Raw genomic sequence first — 16,422 nt, 5'->3', positions numbered from 1 at the left:
ACTGCCACGCGAACTAGATATTTCGTGGTGTATATCCCGAGGGGCTGTTGGCAACAACGGCCCCTTTTTTCCAGGGCGGAACGCGGCTTCGGCAGCGCGAATGGCGCCACCAAAGCCACCAATATGCAATAAGATTGCTTTTTATATGACATTTTTGTTACAATGAAGGAAATCGCAACAAGGAACTCTGATGAATCTTAGCACTGCCCAGCATACCGTGTCCGCCTTTGATGCGGAAATTCACGATCTTCGGGCAATGGTGCTGGAGATGGGAGACAAGAGCACCAGTGCCATCGTCCGGGCGATCGAAGCGCTTGAACATAATGATCTGGCGCTGGCCAAAGCCGTCATTGCCGACGATAAAGAGATCGACGAGCTGGAACGGCGGATTGATGCCCTGTCGATCCAGACCATCGCCCTGCGCGCGCCGATGGCCGACGATCTCCGCCATCTGATTGCGACCTTCAAGATTTCCAGCATCGCCGAGCGGATTGGTGACTATGCCAAGAATATCGCCAAGCGTGTGCCGCTGGTCGCCGAATCCACCCGCAAGATCGAACCGGCTTCGCTGCTGCCCTCAATGGCCAATATCGCCGCCGAGCTGGTGCGGGATTCGTTCAAGGCTTATGCCGACGGCGACGCTGATCTGGCGGTTTCGGTATGGGCGAGAGACCAGACGCTGGACCATTTCTACACCAGCATCTTCCGCGCGATCATCACCTATATGGTCGAGAACCCCGCCTTTATCAGTGAATCCGCGCATCTGCTGTTCATCGCGAAAAATCTCGAGCGGATTGGCGATCATGCCACCAATATCGCCGAACTGACCTATTTTGCCGAAACCGGGCGGCAGATGCCGGATCGCAACAAAGGCGACAATGTCGGCACGATCTGGGCCGACCAGCAGCCGTCAACCTAGGTTGACAGCCGCCAGTCGGTAAAGATCATCCGGATCAGAAGCTGATCTGGAAACGTCCGGCGAAAGCATCGACATTATAATTGCCGTCGCCCGCAGCGAGGATCGCTGCGTTGCTGTAATCAATCTTCGAGTAGGACAGCAGGAAGCGGACATAGTCGATTGGCGTCCAGATCAATGACGCCTGATAAGCGTCCTGCGCGCCGCCAACGAACCCGCCATCGGTCAGATCAAGCCGGTCATAGCGGACATTGACCTGCCAGGCGCCGAGGCCGCCCTGGCCGACCGGATTGGAAACCTTGACGCCCTTGAACACGCCTTCCTTGTAGCCGCGCGTGTCGTCGGTCAGGAAAAAGCCTGCCTCGACCGCACCGCCGAAGAAGGTCGGGTCGGCGAGCGCGCCGGTGCGGTTCAGATTGAGCCAGTGGCCCTCTGCCGTCGCGTGGAAGCGACCGGAAATAACCGCTGCCTCGAGCCCGTAGCTGGTCTCTGACTCGGCATCAGCAATATTGCCGGTGTCGATGAAGCGGGTGTCGGTGAAATGGACCGCCGGACGCTGGCGATAGCGGGCCGAACTGATCGCGTCGCCGAGGTCGCGATAATGGTAGGACGCCCCGAAATGGGTCTGGACCTCGCCGAATTTCGGCATCGCCACCGCGCGGACATCAAAGCCGATACTGTCATTCTCGTCATCATTCAGGTCACCGATATTGTCGGTGAACACGCCGGCCTGGAACAACAGATCGGACACGCCATATTGCGCCGAAAGCCCGACCCGGCGTTCAAAGCCGAAAGCATCGGTATAGCCGGCGCGCTCGATAAAGCTGGTATCGTTGCTGCTCGACAGCTCTTCCAGTCCCTGGAAATTATTGTGCTGGCCCGCCGTTACCGTCAGCCCGCCATTGTCATAGGTCAGAAAGGCATCGGTCAGGTCAATCTCGTTGCCGGCGAAATCCGCTTCCAGCTTGTAGCCGAAGCCGCCCGGCATCGATCCCGAAACGCCGAGCCGGATCCGCCGGGCTTCATTGGCAAAGCCAAGGCCGTCATCGACGATGCTGTCCGGCGCATTGACCGTACCAAAGTCATAAAGCATGCGGCCGCGCGGCTTGAAGCTCCAGCCGTCCTCGCCCTTGATTTCCGGCGCGCCTTTGAAGGCGATCTTGACCGGCTTCTGCTCTGCCAATTTCTCTTCGGTCGCGGCCAGTTTCGCCTCGGTCGCCGCGATTGCGCTGGTCGAAGCGACCTGGCTCTGCTGCACATTGCCGAGCTGCGCCTTCAGATCGGCGACCTCGCGCTCGAGCTGCTCCAGCTTGCTGAGCAGCGCGGCAGCCTGTTCGTCGGAAATCGGCGTGGCCATGGCAGCAGCAGGACAAAGGGCAATCGCCGCGGTCCCGGCCAGCAGGCCAATGGTCTTGAGCATAGGGTTGGTCATGAGATAGCCTGTCTGTTGAGGATCATGTTTCAATTGATGAGCGATCTATGACGTTAGCGTTGCCCTTTCATGGCAAATTTATTGCATGTTTGTGACAGGCCGGGCGGGGATTTGAAAGCGGATTTCCGGACCGGTAGGGCAGCGGCGGTGCCGCCTCAATCGGCGACCGGCAGCCGTCGCTTGCCCTTGGTGCGGCTGGTCAGATGATAGCGGTGGCAGCGATCACAAAGATAGGGACGCAGGTCGATGGTGGCGATCTGAGCTGCCGCGAGAGCGTCCGCCTCGCTGGCAAAGCGCTTTTTCTTGCGGCAGATGGCGAGGCGGGTGCGCATGGGGTGGATTTAGCGGCTTGCGGAGAGGCGGGCAAGCTACCCTTTCCTCCCTGCCGCGTAGCGGTGGGGAGGGGGACCGTCCGCGGGATGGTAGAGGGGCGATTGGGCTTGGCGGTGGTTTTGGGGATCGGGATGATTCTTGGAAGGTTGTTATTGCCGTGCGCGCCCCTCCGTCAGCCGTTCCGGCTGCCACCTCCCCATCGCTTCGCGACAGGGAGGAAAATGGGGGGCTCCAACAGGCTTTCCTACACATGCCTCGCTATGCCATATTCCCGAATGGCTCTTTGACAATCAAATCCTCATCTCCCCTATCTGCAAAAGCGGAAAGGGAAGGCTTGTCGCTGCCCGCTGCTTTCCCATTGCCACCTTGTTCAGCCTTGCTGCTCCGAAACTGAACAAACGGGTTTTGCGGGCCTGAAATGCTGCCTAAATCCCGCCCGAAAAACCCCGGAAGTTTTCAAATTCATAACAGTGTAAAGTTTGTAAAGTTCGATTGCCGCAGCCGCAGAAAATCACGGGCCGATCTGTCGGACGCGAGGCGGACGTTTCCTGCTGACATTGCTCTGCGCCCCTGCTAACGGCTGGCCATGACCGAACCATCCTCACCCCGGGCCTATAAACAGTCCCATATCCGCAATTTTTCCATCATCGCCCATATCGATCATGGCAAATCGACTCTCGCCGACCGGCTGATCCAGCAGACCGGCGGGCTGACCGCGCGGGAAATGAGCGAGCAGGTGCTCGACAATATGGATATCGAGCGCGAGCGCGGGATCACGATCAAGGCGCAGACGGTGCGGCTGCATTACAAGGCGAAAAATGGCGAGGATTACGAGCTCAGCCTGATGGACACGCCGGGCCATGTCGACTTTGCCTATGAAGTGTCGCGGAGCCTGGCGGCCTGCGAGGGCGCTTTGCTGGTGGTCGACGCGGCGCAGGGGGTCGAAGCGCAGACTCTGGCCAATGTCTACCAGTCGATCGAGCATGATCACGAGATTATTCCGGTGCTCAACAAGATCGATCTGCCGGCCGCCGAGCCGGAGCGGGTGCGGCACGAGATCGAGGAGATCATCGGGCTCGACGCGTCGGATGCGGTGATGGCGAGCGCCAAGTCGGGGATCGGTATCGAGGATATATTGGAGCAGATTGTTGCCAAGATTCCGCCACCGGGCGGCGACCGCGACAAGCCGCTCAAGGCGATGCTGGTCGACAGCTGGTATGATCCCTATCTCGGCGTGGTCATCCTGGTGCGGGTGATCGACGGGGTGCTGACCAAGGGGCTGAAGATCAAGTTCATGGCCCAGGGCACCGAGCATCTGGTCGACCGGGTCGGCTGTATGCGGCCGAAGATCGAGCAGTTGCCGGAACTGGCGGCGGGCGAGATCGGCTTTATTACGGCGCAGATCAAGGAAGTCAGCCAGACCGCGGTCGGCGACACGATCACCACGGTGAAAAACCCGGCGCCCGAGGCTTTGCCGGGCTTCAAGGAAGTGCAGTCGGTGGTTTTCTGCGGATTGTTCCCGGTCGATGCGGCGGATTTCGAGAAATTGCGCGAGAGTATCGGCAAGCTGCGGCTCAACGACGCGAGCTTCACCTTCGAGATGGAGACCAGCGCGGCATTGGGGCAGGGGTTCCGCTGCGGTTTTCTCGGGCTGCTGCATCTGGAGATCGTCCAGGAACGGCTGACCCGCGAATATGATCTCGACCTGATCACCACCGCGCCGTCGGTGGTTTACCGGATAGTGATGAACGATGGCAGCGAGCAGTTCCTGCACAACCCGGCCGACATGCCGGACGTAGTGAAGATCCGCGAGATCGAGGAGCCGTGGATCGAGGCGACCATCTATTGCCCGGACGAATATCTCGGCGGCATATTGAAGCTCTGCCAGGACCGGCGCGGGGTGCAGAAGAACCTGACCTATGTCGGCGACCGCGCGCAAGTGGTCTACGAACTGCCGCTCAACGAGGTGGTGTTCGATTTCTACGACCGGCTGAAGAGTATTTCGCGCGGCTATGCCAGCTTCGACTATCACCAGATCGGTCTGCGCACCGGCCAGCTGGTCAAGATGAACATCATGGTCAACGGCGATCCGGTCGATGCGCTGAGCATGATCGTCCACCGCGATGCCGCCGAATTCCGCGGTCGTTACATGTGCGAACGGCTCAAGGACCTGATCCCGCGCCATTTGTTCAAGATACCGATCCAGGCCGCGATCGGCGGCAAGGTGATCGCTCGCGAGACGATCTCGGCGATGCGCAAGGATGTGACCGCCAAATGCTATGGCGGCGATATCAGCCGCAAGAAGAAGCTGCTCGACAAGCAGAAGAAGGGCAAGGCCAAGATGCGCGAATATGGCAATGTCAGCATCCCTCAGGAGGCGTTTATCGCTGCGCTGAAGATGGGTGACGAGGGCTAGGCAGTCGTACCAGACGGTTCCCGAGAAACACTGTTTCGCAGCATTTCCTTTTACCATTCATGGTAAATATTGTTGAAACTATATGTAACATCTCGTATGTTGCACATGCGAAACACGCATCAGGGTCGCATCTGATTTGCGGGAATCACACGATGTTCGGTTTTTTTGAGTCAAATTATCGCCGGGCGAAGGATGCCCGGGAGGTCAAATTATATTTCTCCAAATATGGCGAGCGCGCTGTTGATATTCTGGTGGAGCGTGCAAGCGATAGTGGCCTCTCACGGCGAGACCGGCGTCATTGGCGACGGCTTGCGCGGAAGGCACGACGGCGACAGGGCGAACCGGTCAGCCAGCTAAATATGAGCTGAAATCATCCGCTGTCCCGCTGATAGGGGCAGGCTGTGATATCTTCCGGCGCAATCGCCGGACCCTTGGCGCGGAACCGCGCGAAATAGCCGCCCAGTTCCGGCCGTTCCATGAAACCAACCAGTTCGTAACCGACCGCCTCGAATTCGCAGAATAGCTGTTTCGGTGGAATGCCGTGCTGCGTCACATCGCGGTTGACGTCGACCACGATCACTTCTCCGGCGCCATGACCGCCGCTCTTGTTTAGCAGGGCCGGGCGCAGGCGCGCGAGAAAGGCGTAAGGCTCGCGCACTTCGTGATACATATGGACGAGGAAAATCCGGTCGAAACTGTTCTCCGGCAGCCGCGGATCGTCGGGCGCACCAAGCTTGATCGAGACATTGTCAAGGCTCTCCCGATTGACCCGCTCGGCCAGCCGGTCGATCGCTTCTTCGTCAATATCCTGCGCCAGCACGCGCCCGGCCGCGCCGACCTTCTCGGCCAGCCGCACGGTGTAATAGCCCTCACCCGCGCCGATATCGGCGACCGTCATGCCCGGCTCCAGTCCAGCCGCCTTCATGATCTCCTCGGCCTCGCCCCGCTTGTCGCGCGCGGTCTCGGTTGACCATTCATTTCCACCAAGTTCCGACACTGGCCGCGAAGCCGGCGGATAGGCACGCGCGGTTTCGGCGCGATTGGCGTCTGCCTCGGGCACCCGTTTGCAGGCGCCGAGAGGCCCGGTGAGCAGCGTTAATGCAGCCAGGCCAGCAATCAGGCGGGCGGGCGGTAGCGCGGTTCTGGCGGCAATATTTTTCATCGCCGAAAGACTAGGCGAGCGAGCGTTGCGGTTCAATCCCTGTTTGCCCACTGGACCTCCGCTTGTCACTTTGCCGCTGCGCCGGTCAGCAGCGGCTCGCGCAAAAGAAATGCGCGAGACAAAAAACGAGCGGACGCCGGCAGAACCGGCTGAAGGGTCACACGGGTCACACCCCCTAAAGCGCAAAAACAGCCGGAGCAGTTAATCCGCTTGAAACGGTCGTTAATCCGCCGTCTTTTGCCGAAATTCGCGCTGCCTTTATCAGGCAGTCGCAATCGCCGCCATGGGCGTCGCGTGACTGCTGCTGACATATGTGAACGAAGGATCGGCCGACATTTTGCCTCGGTTAAAAGCGTCAGGATAATGATTGAGGTGGGTGTAGGAAAGGGTTTTGCGGCTCCATTGGTTTTAGACGGCTCGCAAAAGCCTGAAGCAGTATCATCACCTCATTCATCCGGTAAGCCCGCCAACAATTTATCCAGAGTCGCAGGATATTCGCGGACGCGGATTCCGGTGGCGTTGTAAATTGCGTTAGTCACCGCAGCCGCCGCGCCACATATTCCCAGTTCGCCGATTCCCTTTGCCTGAATCGGGCTCGCCCATTCGTCCCGTTCCTTGAGCAGGACGACCTCGATTTGCGGCACGTCGAGATTTACCGGAATATGATATTCCGCGAGATCATGGTTGACGATATGGCCGTCGCGATCGTCGAACGCCATCTCCTCGGTCAGGGCGCTGCCTATCCCCCAGATCATGCCGCCATAACATTGCGACGTGGCGGTTTTTTCGTTGAGGATTCTGCCGGCTCCGAACACTCCGAGCATTCGTTTCACCCGCGTTTCGCCGGTCACTGCGTTCACCGCCACTTCGGCGAAATAGGAGCCATAGGTCGCCTGTTGCCAGTCTTCCAGCGTCTTGCCGGGTTCGATATGTCCGGTCGCTGAAATCTCTTCTCCGTCCAGTATTTCGGCAAAGGGTCGCGCCTTATCGCCTGTTCCTGCTTTGCCATCGGCAAGTGTCAGGTCAGTCTCTTTGCCGCCCAGCTTGTCGGCGAGTTTCTTGCGAATTTCCTCGCAGGCCAAAAAGACTGCGGAACCGGAAGACGACGCGCCCCAGGATCCGCCTGATCCCGGCCCGGCGGGGAAGTCGGTGTCGCCCAATCTGGTTTCGACCCTGTTCGCCGGCAAGCCGAGCATGTCGCAGGCAATTTGCGTCAAAATGGCGTAGGTGCCGGTGCCGATGTCGGTCATGTCGGTTTCGACGACGGCGCTGCCATTTGCGAGCAGCGTCACCTTCGCTTTTGCTTCCGAGAGAATGTTTACTCTGGCAGCGCCGGCCATCCCGTGGCCGATCAACCAGTCGCCTTCGCGCATTTGTCCGGGCTTCGGATTGCGCTTTCCCCATCCGAAAAGTTTCGCGCCTTCATCGAGCGCTTCGGTGAAACGACGGGAGGAATAGGGAATGTCCTGTTCCGGATGCCGTTCCGGAATATTGCGCTTTCTGAGATCGACCGGATCGATGCCTGCGGCTTCAGCGAGTTCGTCCATGGCATTTTCGAGCACCTGCATGCCGACCGCTTCGCCCGGCGCGCGGACGGAACCGCCGCAGGTGCGATTGACGCGGGCCACTTCGATACCGAGCTTGCGGTTCTCGCCGCCATAGAGGAAATGGGTTGCCTGTGTGACGGGTTCGTAAAATTCTTCGCCTGGTAAATTGGACACCAGACATTCGTGACCAAGGCCGGTCAGAACGCCGTCTTCGCCGCATGCCAGCCGGACATGCTGCCGGGTTTCGGAGCGACGCATCGTTGTTTCAAAAACCTGTTGCCGCGAAAGCGCTACGCAGACTGGCCGCCCGATGTCTTTTGCAGCAATGGCTGCAGCAACGGCTTCCGGCGACAGGCCCAGCTTCGAGCCGAATCCGCCACCGACAAAGGGCGACAGCATCCGGATGTTTTCCGGAGCAATATGCAGCGCGTCGGCCAGTTCGTTGATATTGAAGTTGAGCATCTGGTAGCTGCCTCGCAGGGTCAGCTTGTCCCCCTCCCAGCTGGCGATGGCGCAATGCGGTTCCATCGCGGCGCTGTTATGGCCGGGTGTGCGATAGACCTGATCGACGGTGAAGGCGGCGTCGCGCATTGCCTGATCGAGGTCGCCCTGATCGAGCTGATCATCTTCGGGTTCGTCCGTGTCGGTGTCCGGCGCCTCCGGATCGAAAGCGGCATTACCTTCTGTCTCATAGCTGATTTTTAGCTCGTTGGCAGCGTGGCGCGCCTGTTCGAATGTATCGGCAACCACGAGGGCAATCGGTTGACCGAAATAATCGACCTGCTTGGATCCTTGCGGGGGTGCTTCATTCGCACCGCCTTGCGCTGGACGTCGCAGCAAGCGATCATCGGTAATGATTGCGTGAACCGTATCGTCAGTCAGTATCTGGTCGCTCGCAACATCGGTAACCCGGCCCTTGGAGATGGTCGCACGGACCAGCACACCATAGACCATGCCCGGAATGTGCCATTCGTGGGCGTAGGTTGCCCGACCGGAGACCTTAAGCGGTCCGTCGGGGCGGTCCATCGGCGTTCCGACCAGCCCCTGGCGCATGTCGTCGAGCCGGTTACGGGTGTCCGGCTTGTCCATTTTGTGGTGCGCGGTCATACTGCTGCTCCTGCTTGCGTGGCTTCTTTCAGGATGGAAATCAAGACGCGTCTGGTGAGCGGTATCTTGAAATCATTGCTGCCATAGCCGTGCGCTTCGGCGAGCAGCCGGTCGGCAGCCTTGTCGAACAGTTCGGCGGTAGGCTGTTGGCCGACCAGCAATTCTTCCACCGCCTCGTCGCGCCAAGGCTTGTGCGCCAATCCGCCGAATGCCAGCGCGGCGCTGGCTATTGTGTCACCGTCCATTTTTATCACGGCTGCAACCGAGCACAGAGCAAAGGCATAAGAGGCGCGGTCGCGGACCTTCTGGTAAATTTGCTTGCCTTCAACAGGTGGCGGCAAGATGACTGCAGTAATCAAATCGCCCGCCTCCAGGATATTATCCTTCTCCGGGTGGTCGCCGGGCAGGAGGTGAAAGTCCTGGATCGGCACGAGACGGATGTCGCCCGCGCTATTTTCAATCTCCACCTGCGCATCCAGCGCCGTCATCGCGACGGCCATGTCGCCGGGATAGGTGGCGATGCAGGCGTCGCTCGCCCCCAGGATGGCGTGAATACGGTTGAAGCCGTTCATCGCCTGACAGCCGGAGCCCGGCTCGCGTTTGTTGCACGGCATAGAGGTATCGTAGAAATAATAGCAGCGGGTGCGCTGGCACAGATTACCGCCGGTGGTCGCCTTGTTGCGCAGCTGGCCGCTGGCTCCGGCTAGGATCGCGCGTGACAGGACGGGGTAGTCGCTGCGCACGCGTTTGTCGGCGGCGCAGTCGCTGTTGGAAACCAGCGCGCCAATGCGCAGCCCACCGTCGTCGGTCGTGCTAATTTCCGAGAGGTCTAGCCGGTTGATATCAACCAGCTTGTCTGGTGTCATGACTTCCAGTTTCATCAAGTCCAGCAGATTGGTCCCGCCGGCGATAAAGGTCGCGCTATTCGCTGCCTGCGCGGTGGCATCGGCGCGGTCGGCTGCTCTTGCATAGTCGAATGGTTTCATGATTGCTCTCCGGCGGCCTCACGGATCGCGTTGACGATATTGGGATAGGCGGCGCAGCGGCACAGGTTGCCGCTCATCCGCTCCGATATTTCTTCATTGCTCAACTCTTCGGGACTTTCGAGATCGTCAGACACGAAGCTAGGCCACCCCGCCTTGGCTTCCTCGATCATGGCCGTGGCCGAACAGATCTGCCCCGGTGTGCAATAGCCGCACTGGAAGCCGTCATGCGCGACAAAGGCGGACTGCAGCGCCGACAGGTTGTCCGGCTGTCCAAGGCCTTCGATGGTCGTAATTGCGTCGCCGTCGTGCATGCAGGCGAGCGTAAGGCAAGAATTGATGCGTCTACCGTCGACTATTACCGTACAGGCGCCGCACTGGCCGTGGTCGCAACCCTTCTTTGTGCCAGTCAGTCCCAGATGGTTGCGCAGCGCATCAAGCAATGTCACGCGGCTGTCGGCTTCCAGCTTGTGCGTTTTTCCGTTCACAACAAGTTCGGTGGTTTCCATTTGACGGCGTCCTTCCCAAGAGTGGCGACGTGACATGCGCAAACTGGTCAGAGACGAGGTCTCGTATCTTCGATGATGGTCAGTTGACGGGTCGATATCGCGTAAAGTCTGCCTATCTTACGTTTTCTCCTGACTTTTGGTTCCACCACAAGTGACTTCAGGGACGATTTTCCGATTTTTGTGTCTATCTCGCGAGGTCGCTGAATCGGGATGTGACTGGGATCGAAACGGCCTGCAATGTCATATTTGCCGTTCGTGCTGAGCTTGTCGAAGCACGCCTATCGTCTCACACGGTCCTTCGACAGGCTCAGGACGAACGGCATGTTCCCCTGCGTTAGCAGGGGGCCATCTCGTATCTTTGCCGGTTTAAAGGATGGAGGGGGGAGCAGCGTTCAGGATGCCGCGCAGCTCGATCTACTACCAATGTTTGTCGGCTGTATTTTGGAGATGGACCCCTGCCTGCGCAGGGGCACAAGCCTCCCTAATCCACATCCTCGACATCAACCGCTTCGCCGGTCACCTTCTGTGACAAGGTGGCAGCGATGAAATCGTCCAGCGCACCGTCGAGCACATCATTGGGCGCGCTGCTAGTATGGCCGGTGCGCAGGTCCTTGACCATCTGGTATGGTTGCAGGACATAGGAGCGGATCTGGTGGCCCCAGCCGATTTCGGTCTTGGCTTCATATTCGCCCGAGGCCTCGGCTTCGCGGCGCTGCAGTTCGGCTTCGAACAGACGGGCTTTCAGCATGCCCATCGCGGTGGCGCGGTTCTTGTGCTGGCTGCGGTCATTCTGGCTGGCGACGACAATCCCGGTCGGCTGGTGGGTGATGCGGACGGCGCTGTCGGTGGTGTTGACGTGCTGGCCGCCGGAGCCGGACGCGCGATAGGTATCGATCTTGAGGTCGCTCTCGTTGATCTCGACCTCGAAACTGTCGTCGATCACCGGATAGACCCAGACGCTGGAAAAGCTGGTGTGGCGCTTGGCGGCGCTGTCGAACGGCGAGATGCGGACCAGCCGGTGGACGCCGCTCTCGGTCTTGGCATAGCCATAGGCATTCTCGCCCTTGACCTCGATTGTGGCGGATTTGATCCCGGCCTGATCGCCGGCCTGATAATCGACCATCGAGACCTTGTAGCCGCGCGCCTCGGCCCAGCGCTGGTACATGCGCAGCAGCATTTCGGCCCAGTCCTGGCTTTCGGTGCCGCCGGCACCGGCGTGGATTTCGATATAGGTGTCGAGTCCGTCGGCTTCGCCGGAGAGCAAGGCCTTGACCTTGTCGCGATCGGCGCGGGTGGCGAGCTTTTCGAGCGTAGCGGCGCCCTCATCGGCGAGAGCGGCATCGCCTTCTTCCTCGGACATCTCGATAAACTCAAGCGCGTCGTCGCGTTCCTGCTGGATTTCCTGCGCGGCGCTGATCGATTCATCGAGGCGGCGGCGTTCGGTCATCACCGCCTGGGCGGCGGTCTGGTCGTCCCACAGGGTCGGATCCTCGACGCGGGCATTGAGCTCGTCGAGACGGCGCAAGGCAACATCCCAGTTGAGGGCGGTCTTGATCAGGGCAAGAGCGGCGTCGATCCGGTCGACATAGGCTTGCGCGTCGGCACGCATGATAATCTCCAAAACTATTGGCAGCAGCGATTAGACGATATCGGCGGGAAGTAAAGTATTGTGGGGCAGGGAGAGTTGGTTTTGCAGCACATCCTGCGAGACAGCGATTTGCTGCCGAGACTGTGCTTTCTGTGATAGGATAGGGACAGGATCAGGAGATTAGCGGCATGACGATCGAGAATTTTACCGACAAGGACGTGCCCGACCAGAGCGGGCGCGTCTTTTTTGTGACCGGTGCGAATAGCGGGCTTGGCTATCAGACTGCCAAACTGCTCGCGGGCAGGTGCGCGCGGGTGCTGCTGGGTTGCCGGTCCGTGGAAAAGGCAGAAGCGGCGATAGCCGATATTCACTCTGTCTATCCGGAGGCGGATATGCGGTTCATTCCTCTGGATCTGGGGGATCTTAAATCCATTCGCAGCGCGGCGAAGCTGGTGGCAAAAGAGCCAAGACTGGATGTTCTGGTCAACAACGCCGGGATCATGATGCCGCCGCGCGAGGAAACGGCAGACGGTTTTGAATCGCAATTCGGCGTCAATCACCTGGGTACGTTCGCGCTGACCGGACTTTTGCTTGAGAAGCTTGCGGAAGGGCAGGAGCCCCGGGTTGTGATCACCTCCAGCATGGCGCATCGCAGCGGCCGGATCGATTTTGACGATAGCAATGCGGAGCAAAGCTACAGCCGCTGGGGCCGCTATGCGATGAGCAAGCTGGCCAATCTGCTGCACATGTACGAACTTGACCGGCGGCTGCGCGCGGCCGGTTCCCCGATCAAGGCGGTTGCCTGCCATCCGGGGGTGGCGGATACCGAACTGGCCAAGAATTTTCCGGGTTTCATGGTGTCTTTGTTCAAGCCGGTGTCGAGCCTGTTCATGAACAGCGCGGCGCAAGGGGCGTGGCCGACGCTGGCCGCCGCTGCCGGCAATGATGTCGAGGGCGGTGAATATTTCGGGCCCAGCCGTAACGGCGAGTGGACCGGACCGGCCCGCGAAGTGCAGCCCCGCCCGAAAGCCAAGCGGATCGAGCCGGCGAAACGCCTGTGGGATATTTCTGAAGAAATGACCGGTGTTAAATATCCGGTTTGATTCTCAAATCCCCTGAAATCCGCTATTTCCTTTGCTTTCAGGAGCTTGTTGCGTTAGCTTAAGCCCGGGAGGACAGGTTTAAACACTTCGCCCGAGGGGAAATGGCTTGTTCGATGAAATGATGGGTAGCGACGGAGACGTTCGCGAACCCTATGTCGCCTATAAAGGCTGGCTGGACGACGAAGATGCCAAACGGCTCCATCGCAAATCCGAGGATGCGGAGGCCTTTTTCCGCCGGACCGGTATAACCTTTAACGTCTATGGTGAGGATGAAGGCGACGAACGGCTGATCCCGTTCGATGTTATTCCGCGGATATTGTCGGCCAGTGAATGGCGTAAATTGTCACGCGGGATCGAGCAGCGGGTCAAGGCGATCAACGCCTTTCTTTATGATATCTATCACCGCCAGGAGATATTGCGTGCGGGCCGTGTGCCGATCGAACTGATCGCCAACAACATTGCCTTCCTGCCGCAGATGATCGGCGTCAATCCGCCTGGCGGCATATATACCCATATCATCGGCACCGATATTGTCCGTACCGGGCCCGGCGAATTTTACGTGCTCGAGGATAATGCGCGGACGCCTTCCGGGGTGAGCTACATGCTGGAAAACCGGGAAACGATGCTGCACATGTTCCCCGAGCTGTTTGCGAAGATCGGCGTGCAGGAAGTGAGCAGCTATCCTAACAATCTGCGCCGGTCGCTGGCCGCCTGTGCGCCGCCGAAATGCGAAGGCAAGCCGGTGGTTGCTGTCCTGACTCCGGGCATCCACAACAGCGCCTATTTCGAGCACAGCTTTCTCGCCGATCAGATGGGCGCGGAATTGGTGGAGGGCCATGATCTGAAGATTGTTGACGGCCGTGTCGCGATGCGAACTACTCAGGGCTATACTCCGATTGATGTGATTTACCGGAGGATCGATGACGATTATCTCGATCCGCTGAATTTTCTGCCCAACTCGATGCTCGGCGTGCCCGGGATCATGGATGTCTATCGTTCCGGCGGGATTACCATCGCCAATGCGCCCGGCACCGGCATCGCCGATGACAAGGCGCTCTATTCCTACATGCCGGACATTATCGAATTTTATACTGGCCAGAAACCGCTGCTGGAGAATGTTCCGACATGGCGCTGTTCGGAGAAGGACCAGCTGGAATATGTGCTGGAGCATCTCGCGGAACTGGTGGTCAAGGAAGTGCACGGATCGGGCGGCTATGGCATGCTGGTCGGGCCGGCGGCTTCCAAAAAGGAAGTCGAGGATTTTCGCGCCAAGCTGATCAGTAATGCCAGCAATTATATTGCCCAGCCGACGCTGGCGCTTTCGACTGTGCCGATTTTTACCGAAAAGGGCCTGTCGCCGCGGCATGTTGATCTGCGGCCGTTCGTGCTCGTGTCTCCCGATCGTATCGATATTACGCCCGGCGGCCTGACCCGCGTGGCGATGACCGAGGGATCTCTGGTGGTCAACAGCAGCCAGGGCGGGGGGACCAAGGATACTTGGGTGCTGGAAGAATGAGGGGGCAGGGATTATGCTAGGCAAAACCGCCGCCAGTCTGTTCTGGATGTCGCGTCTGCTAGAGCGGACAGAGAATAGTGCGCGCCTGATCGAAGCGGGCTTCCGGATTGCGCTGACCCACTCGTCTTCCGCGGCCGATGAATGGGCTTCCATCCTCGCGTCGTCCGGAACCAAGAAGAGCTATCTGGCGAAACATGCCGATTATAGTTCGACAAAGGTGATCGACTATCTTTTGCGGGACAAGGATAATCCCGGTAGCGTCATCTCGCTGATCAAACAGGCGCGGGACAGCGCCCGTACCGGGCGGATTGCCCTGACACGGGAAGTCTGGGAAGCAACCAACGAAGCCTGGATGAATTTGAAAACGGCTTTGGCCAATCCGGTTGACGAGCGGGATTTACCAGATGTTCTGGCGGTCATCCGCCAGCAGAGTTCACTGGTCCGGGGCGCTGTTCTAGGCACTATGCTGCGCAATGACGGGTTTAATTTCATCCGGCTCGGCACGTTCATAGAAAGGGCGGACAGTACCGCCCGGATATTGGACGTGAAATATTATTTGTTGCTGCCCTCGATCGCGCAAATCGGCACCGCCGTCGACAATGTCCAATGGGAGACTATCCTGCGCTCGGTATCCGCGCAACGGTCCTATCGTTGGCTCAACGGTTCGGATATCAGCGCGTTGAGCGTTGCTGAATATCTGATCCTTCACCGGCAGATGCCGCGTTCGCTGGCTTTCTGCTATGAACAGATTTCCGATAATCTCGGTTATCTAGAACGCGAATATGGATGTGATGTGTCATCGCACCGTCTGGCGAGAGATATTTGCGACCGTTTGCTCGGACAGCCGGTAAAAACTATATTTGAAAATGGTCTGCACGAATTCATCATTGAATTCCTCGCGGCAAATAACGGCCTCGCCGCACAGATCGAGAGCGATTATAATTTTCAGGACAGGATAAACTGAATATGCTGCTGAAAATCAATCACGAAACCCGTTATAATTACGATAATCCCGTGCAATACGGGCTGCAACAGTTGCGCCTTCGCCCGAAGGAAAGACCCGGTCAGCGGATAATCGACTGGAATATCGAAATTGAAGGCGGATCGCTGGAATTGTCGTTCGAGGATCAGCACTGCAATCATGTCGATCTGATCAACATAGAACGCGGGCGCAACGAAATTGTCATCCGCTGCACCGGCGAGGTTGAAAATACCGATGGTAGCGGCGTTATCGGCAGCCACGCGGGATTTGCCCCCTTGTGGTATTTCAAGCGGGCAACAGCGCTTACCAGGCCAGAGGTCGAAACCGCCAAATTGATCGCATCGCTGGACCAGGATTATGACAATGACATCGCCCGGTTGCACGCGCTGTCAGCGCTAGTTACCGACAAGGTCGCCTACCAGACTGGCAAAACCGATGCAGAAACAACCGCAGAGCAGGCGCTCACGGTTGGTGGTGGCGTCTGTCAGGATCATGCCCATATCTTCTGCACGGCGGCGCGCTCGCTGGGCTTTCCTGCGCGTTATGTCTCCGGATATCTGATGATGAGCGATCGGGTCGATCAGGACGCCACGCACGCATGGGCCGAGGCCTATGTCGAGCATATCGGCTGGGTCGGCTTTGACATATCCAACGGCTATTCACCGGATGAACGCTATGTCCGGGTCGCCACAGGTCTGGATTATCGCGATGCATCGCCGATATCCGGTCTGCGCTATGGTGCGGGCAATGAGGATATGATTGTAAGCCTGCAGGTGCAGCAGTAGAGGGGCGGCAGATCATTGCGATGATTCTTATAAGGGATAACCG

At 58.7% G+C, this 16,422-nt stretch carries 14 protein-coding genes; 7 read left to right on the top strand and 7 right to left on the bottom strand.

From position 1 onward, the window contains the following. The first annotated feature begins 190 nt into the window (after nucleotides 1-190). Nucleotides 191-919 (top strand): phosphate signaling complex protein PhoU, encoded by a 729-nt coding sequence (phoU, locus tag ACWFTY_RS11640; protein ID WP_447524389.1) that lies wholly within the window; start codon nucleotides 191-193, stop codon nucleotides 917-919. Between the two features lie 34 nt (nucleotides 920-953). On the opposite strand, the gene ACWFTY_RS11635 is transcribed toward phoU, so the two are convergent. Continuing rightward, nucleotides 954-2,348, bottom strand: coding sequence for a porin (locus ACWFTY_RS11635; RefSeq protein ID WP_447524388.1), 1,395 nt, complete (start codon nucleotides 2,346-2,348; stop codon nucleotides 954-956). A 155-nt stretch (nucleotides 2,349-2,503) separates the two neighbouring features. Beyond that, nucleotides 2,504-2,680, bottom strand: coding sequence for a hypothetical protein (locus ACWFTY_RS11630; protein ID WP_447524387.1), 177 nt, complete (start codon nucleotides 2,678-2,680; stop codon nucleotides 2,504-2,506). Between the two features lie 587 nt (nucleotides 2,681-3,267). Here ACWFTY_RS11630 and lepA point away from each other — a divergent pair. Continuing rightward, on the top strand, nucleotides 3,268-5,097 hold the full coding sequence (gene lepA / locus ACWFTY_RS11625; RefSeq protein WP_447524386.1) for a translation elongation factor 4: 1,830 nt from the start codon (nucleotides 3,268-3,270) through the stop codon (nucleotides 5,095-5,097). Between the two features lie 152 nt (nucleotides 5,098-5,249). Further along, nucleotides 5,250-5,465: a hypothetical protein gene (locus ACWFTY_RS11620; RefSeq protein ID WP_447524385.1), complete on the top strand. Its 216-nt coding sequence runs from the start codon at nucleotides 5,250-5,252 to the stop codon at nucleotides 5,463-5,465. A 2-nt stretch (nucleotides 5,466-5,467) separates the two neighbouring features. Here ACWFTY_RS11620 and ACWFTY_RS11615 read toward each other — a convergent pair whose 3' ends face one another. The 5 genes from ACWFTY_RS11615 to prfB form a co-directional block, all read right to left on the bottom strand. Next, nucleotides 5,468-6,259: a class I SAM-dependent methyltransferase gene (locus tag ACWFTY_RS11615; RefSeq protein ID WP_447524384.1), complete on the bottom strand. Its 792-nt coding sequence runs from the start codon at nucleotides 6,257-6,259 to the stop codon at nucleotides 5,468-5,470. 446 nt (nucleotides 6,260-6,705) lie between these two features. Then, on the bottom strand, nucleotides 6,706-8,913 hold the full coding sequence (locus ACWFTY_RS11610; protein ID WP_447524383.1) for a xanthine dehydrogenase family protein molybdopterin-binding subunit: 2,208 nt from the start codon (nucleotides 8,911-8,913) through the stop codon (nucleotides 6,706-6,708). Further along, the gene (locus ACWFTY_RS11605) at nucleotides 8,910-9,899 is read right to left on the bottom strand and encodes an FAD binding domain-containing protein (protein ID WP_447524382.1); all 990 of its coding nucleotides are present in this window, start codon (nucleotides 9,897-9,899) and stop codon (nucleotides 8,910-8,912) included. The genes ACWFTY_RS11610 and ACWFTY_RS11605 overlap by 4 nt, the downstream gene beginning before the upstream one ends. Next, on the bottom strand, nucleotides 9,896-10,405 hold the full coding sequence (locus ACWFTY_RS11600) for a 2Fe-2S iron-sulfur cluster-binding protein (RefSeq protein WP_447524381.1): 510 nt from the start codon (nucleotides 10,403-10,405) through the stop codon (nucleotides 9,896-9,898). Before ACWFTY_RS11600 ends, ACWFTY_RS11605 begins: the two co-directional genes overlap by 4 nt. 481 nt (nucleotides 10,406-10,886) lie before the next feature. Further along, on the bottom strand, nucleotides 10,887-12,014 hold the full coding sequence (gene prfB, locus ACWFTY_RS11595) for a peptide chain release factor 2 (protein ID WP_447524380.1): 1,128 nt from the start codon (nucleotides 12,012-12,014) through the stop codon (nucleotides 10,887-10,889). Between the two features lie 167 nt (nucleotides 12,015-12,181). On the opposite strand from prfB, the gene ACWFTY_RS11590 reads away from it, so the two are divergent. From ACWFTY_RS11590 to ACWFTY_RS11575, 4 genes are all read left to right on the top strand, one after another. Then, the gene (locus ACWFTY_RS11590) at nucleotides 12,182-13,096 is read left to right on the top strand and encodes an oxidoreductase (RefSeq protein WP_447524379.1); all 915 of its coding nucleotides are present in this window, start codon (nucleotides 12,182-12,184) and stop codon (nucleotides 13,094-13,096) included. Between the two features lie 118 nt (nucleotides 13,097-13,214). Beyond that, nucleotides 13,215-14,612, top strand: coding sequence for a circularly permuted type 2 ATP-grasp protein (locus ACWFTY_RS11585; protein WP_447526886.1), 1,398 nt, complete (start codon nucleotides 13,215-13,217; stop codon nucleotides 14,610-14,612). A 13-nt stretch (nucleotides 14,613-14,625) separates the two neighbouring features. Continuing rightward, nucleotides 14,626-15,576 carry an alpha-E domain-containing protein gene (locus ACWFTY_RS11580; RefSeq protein ID WP_447524378.1) on the top strand — a complete coding sequence of 317 codons (951 nt, stop codon included), beginning with the start codon at nucleotides 14,626-14,628 and terminating at the stop codon, nucleotides 15,574-15,576. Between the two features lie 2 nt (nucleotides 15,577-15,578). Beyond that, on the top strand, nucleotides 15,579-16,379 hold the full coding sequence (locus ACWFTY_RS11575) for a transglutaminase family protein (protein ID WP_447524377.1): 801 nt from the start codon (nucleotides 15,579-15,581) through the stop codon (nucleotides 16,377-16,379). Nucleotides 16,380-16,422: the final 43 nt, after the last annotated feature.

The organism is Parasphingorhabdus sp. NYA22 (assembly GCF_976973735.1).
Note: the sequence above shows the minus strand (reverse complement) of the source record. Positions and strands in the feature narration are given on the sequence as shown.

Bases quoted from the DNA above. Each gene is read 5' to 3' on its own strand.
- phoU (WP_447524389.1), top strand. From the start codon at position 191: ATGAATCTTAGCACTGCCCAGCATACCGTGTCCGCCTTTGATGCGGAA.
- ACWFTY_RS11635 (WP_447524388.1), bottom strand. From the start codon at position 2,348: ATGACCAACCCTATGCTCAAGACCATTGGCCTGCTGGCCGGGACCGCG.
- ACWFTY_RS11630 (WP_447524387.1), bottom strand. From the start codon at position 2,680: ATGCGCACCCGCCTCGCCATCTGCCGCAAGAAAAAGCGCTTTGCCAGC.
- lepA (WP_447524386.1), top strand. From the start codon at position 3,268: ATGACCGAACCATCCTCACCCCGGGCCTATAAACAGTCCCATATCCGC.
- ACWFTY_RS11620 (WP_447524385.1), top strand. From the start codon at position 5,250: ATGTTCGGTTTTTTTGAGTCAAATTATCGCCGGGCGAAGGATGCCCGG.
- ACWFTY_RS11615 (WP_447524384.1), bottom strand. From the start codon at position 6,259: ATGAAAAATATTGCCGCCAGAACCGCGCTACCGCCCGCCCGCCTGATT.
- ACWFTY_RS11610 (WP_447524383.1), bottom strand. From the start codon at position 8,913: ATGACCGCGCACCACAAAATGGACAAGCCGGACACCCGTAACCGGCTC.
- ACWFTY_RS11605 (WP_447524382.1), bottom strand. From the start codon at position 9,899: ATGAAACCATTCGACTATGCAAGAGCAGCCGACCGCGCCGATGCCACC.
- ACWFTY_RS11600 (WP_447524381.1), bottom strand. From the start codon at position 10,405: ATGGAAACCACCGAACTTGTTGTGAACGGAAAAACGCACAAGCTGGAA.
- prfB (WP_447524380.1), bottom strand. From the start codon at position 12,014: ATGCGTGCCGACGCGCAAGCCTATGTCGACCGGATCGACGCCGCTCTT.
- ACWFTY_RS11590 (WP_447524379.1), top strand. From the start codon at position 12,182: ATGACGATCGAGAATTTTACCGACAAGGACGTGCCCGACCAGAGCGGG.
- ACWFTY_RS11585 (WP_447526886.1), top strand. From the start codon at position 13,215: ATGATGGGTAGCGACGGAGACGTTCGCGAACCCTATGTCGCCTATAAA.
- ACWFTY_RS11580 (WP_447524378.1), top strand. From the start codon at position 14,626: ATGCTAGGCAAAACCGCCGCCAGTCTGTTCTGGATGTCGCGTCTGCTA.
- ACWFTY_RS11575 (WP_447524377.1), top strand. From the start codon at position 15,579: ATGCTGCTGAAAATCAATCACGAAACCCGTTATAATTACGATAATCCC.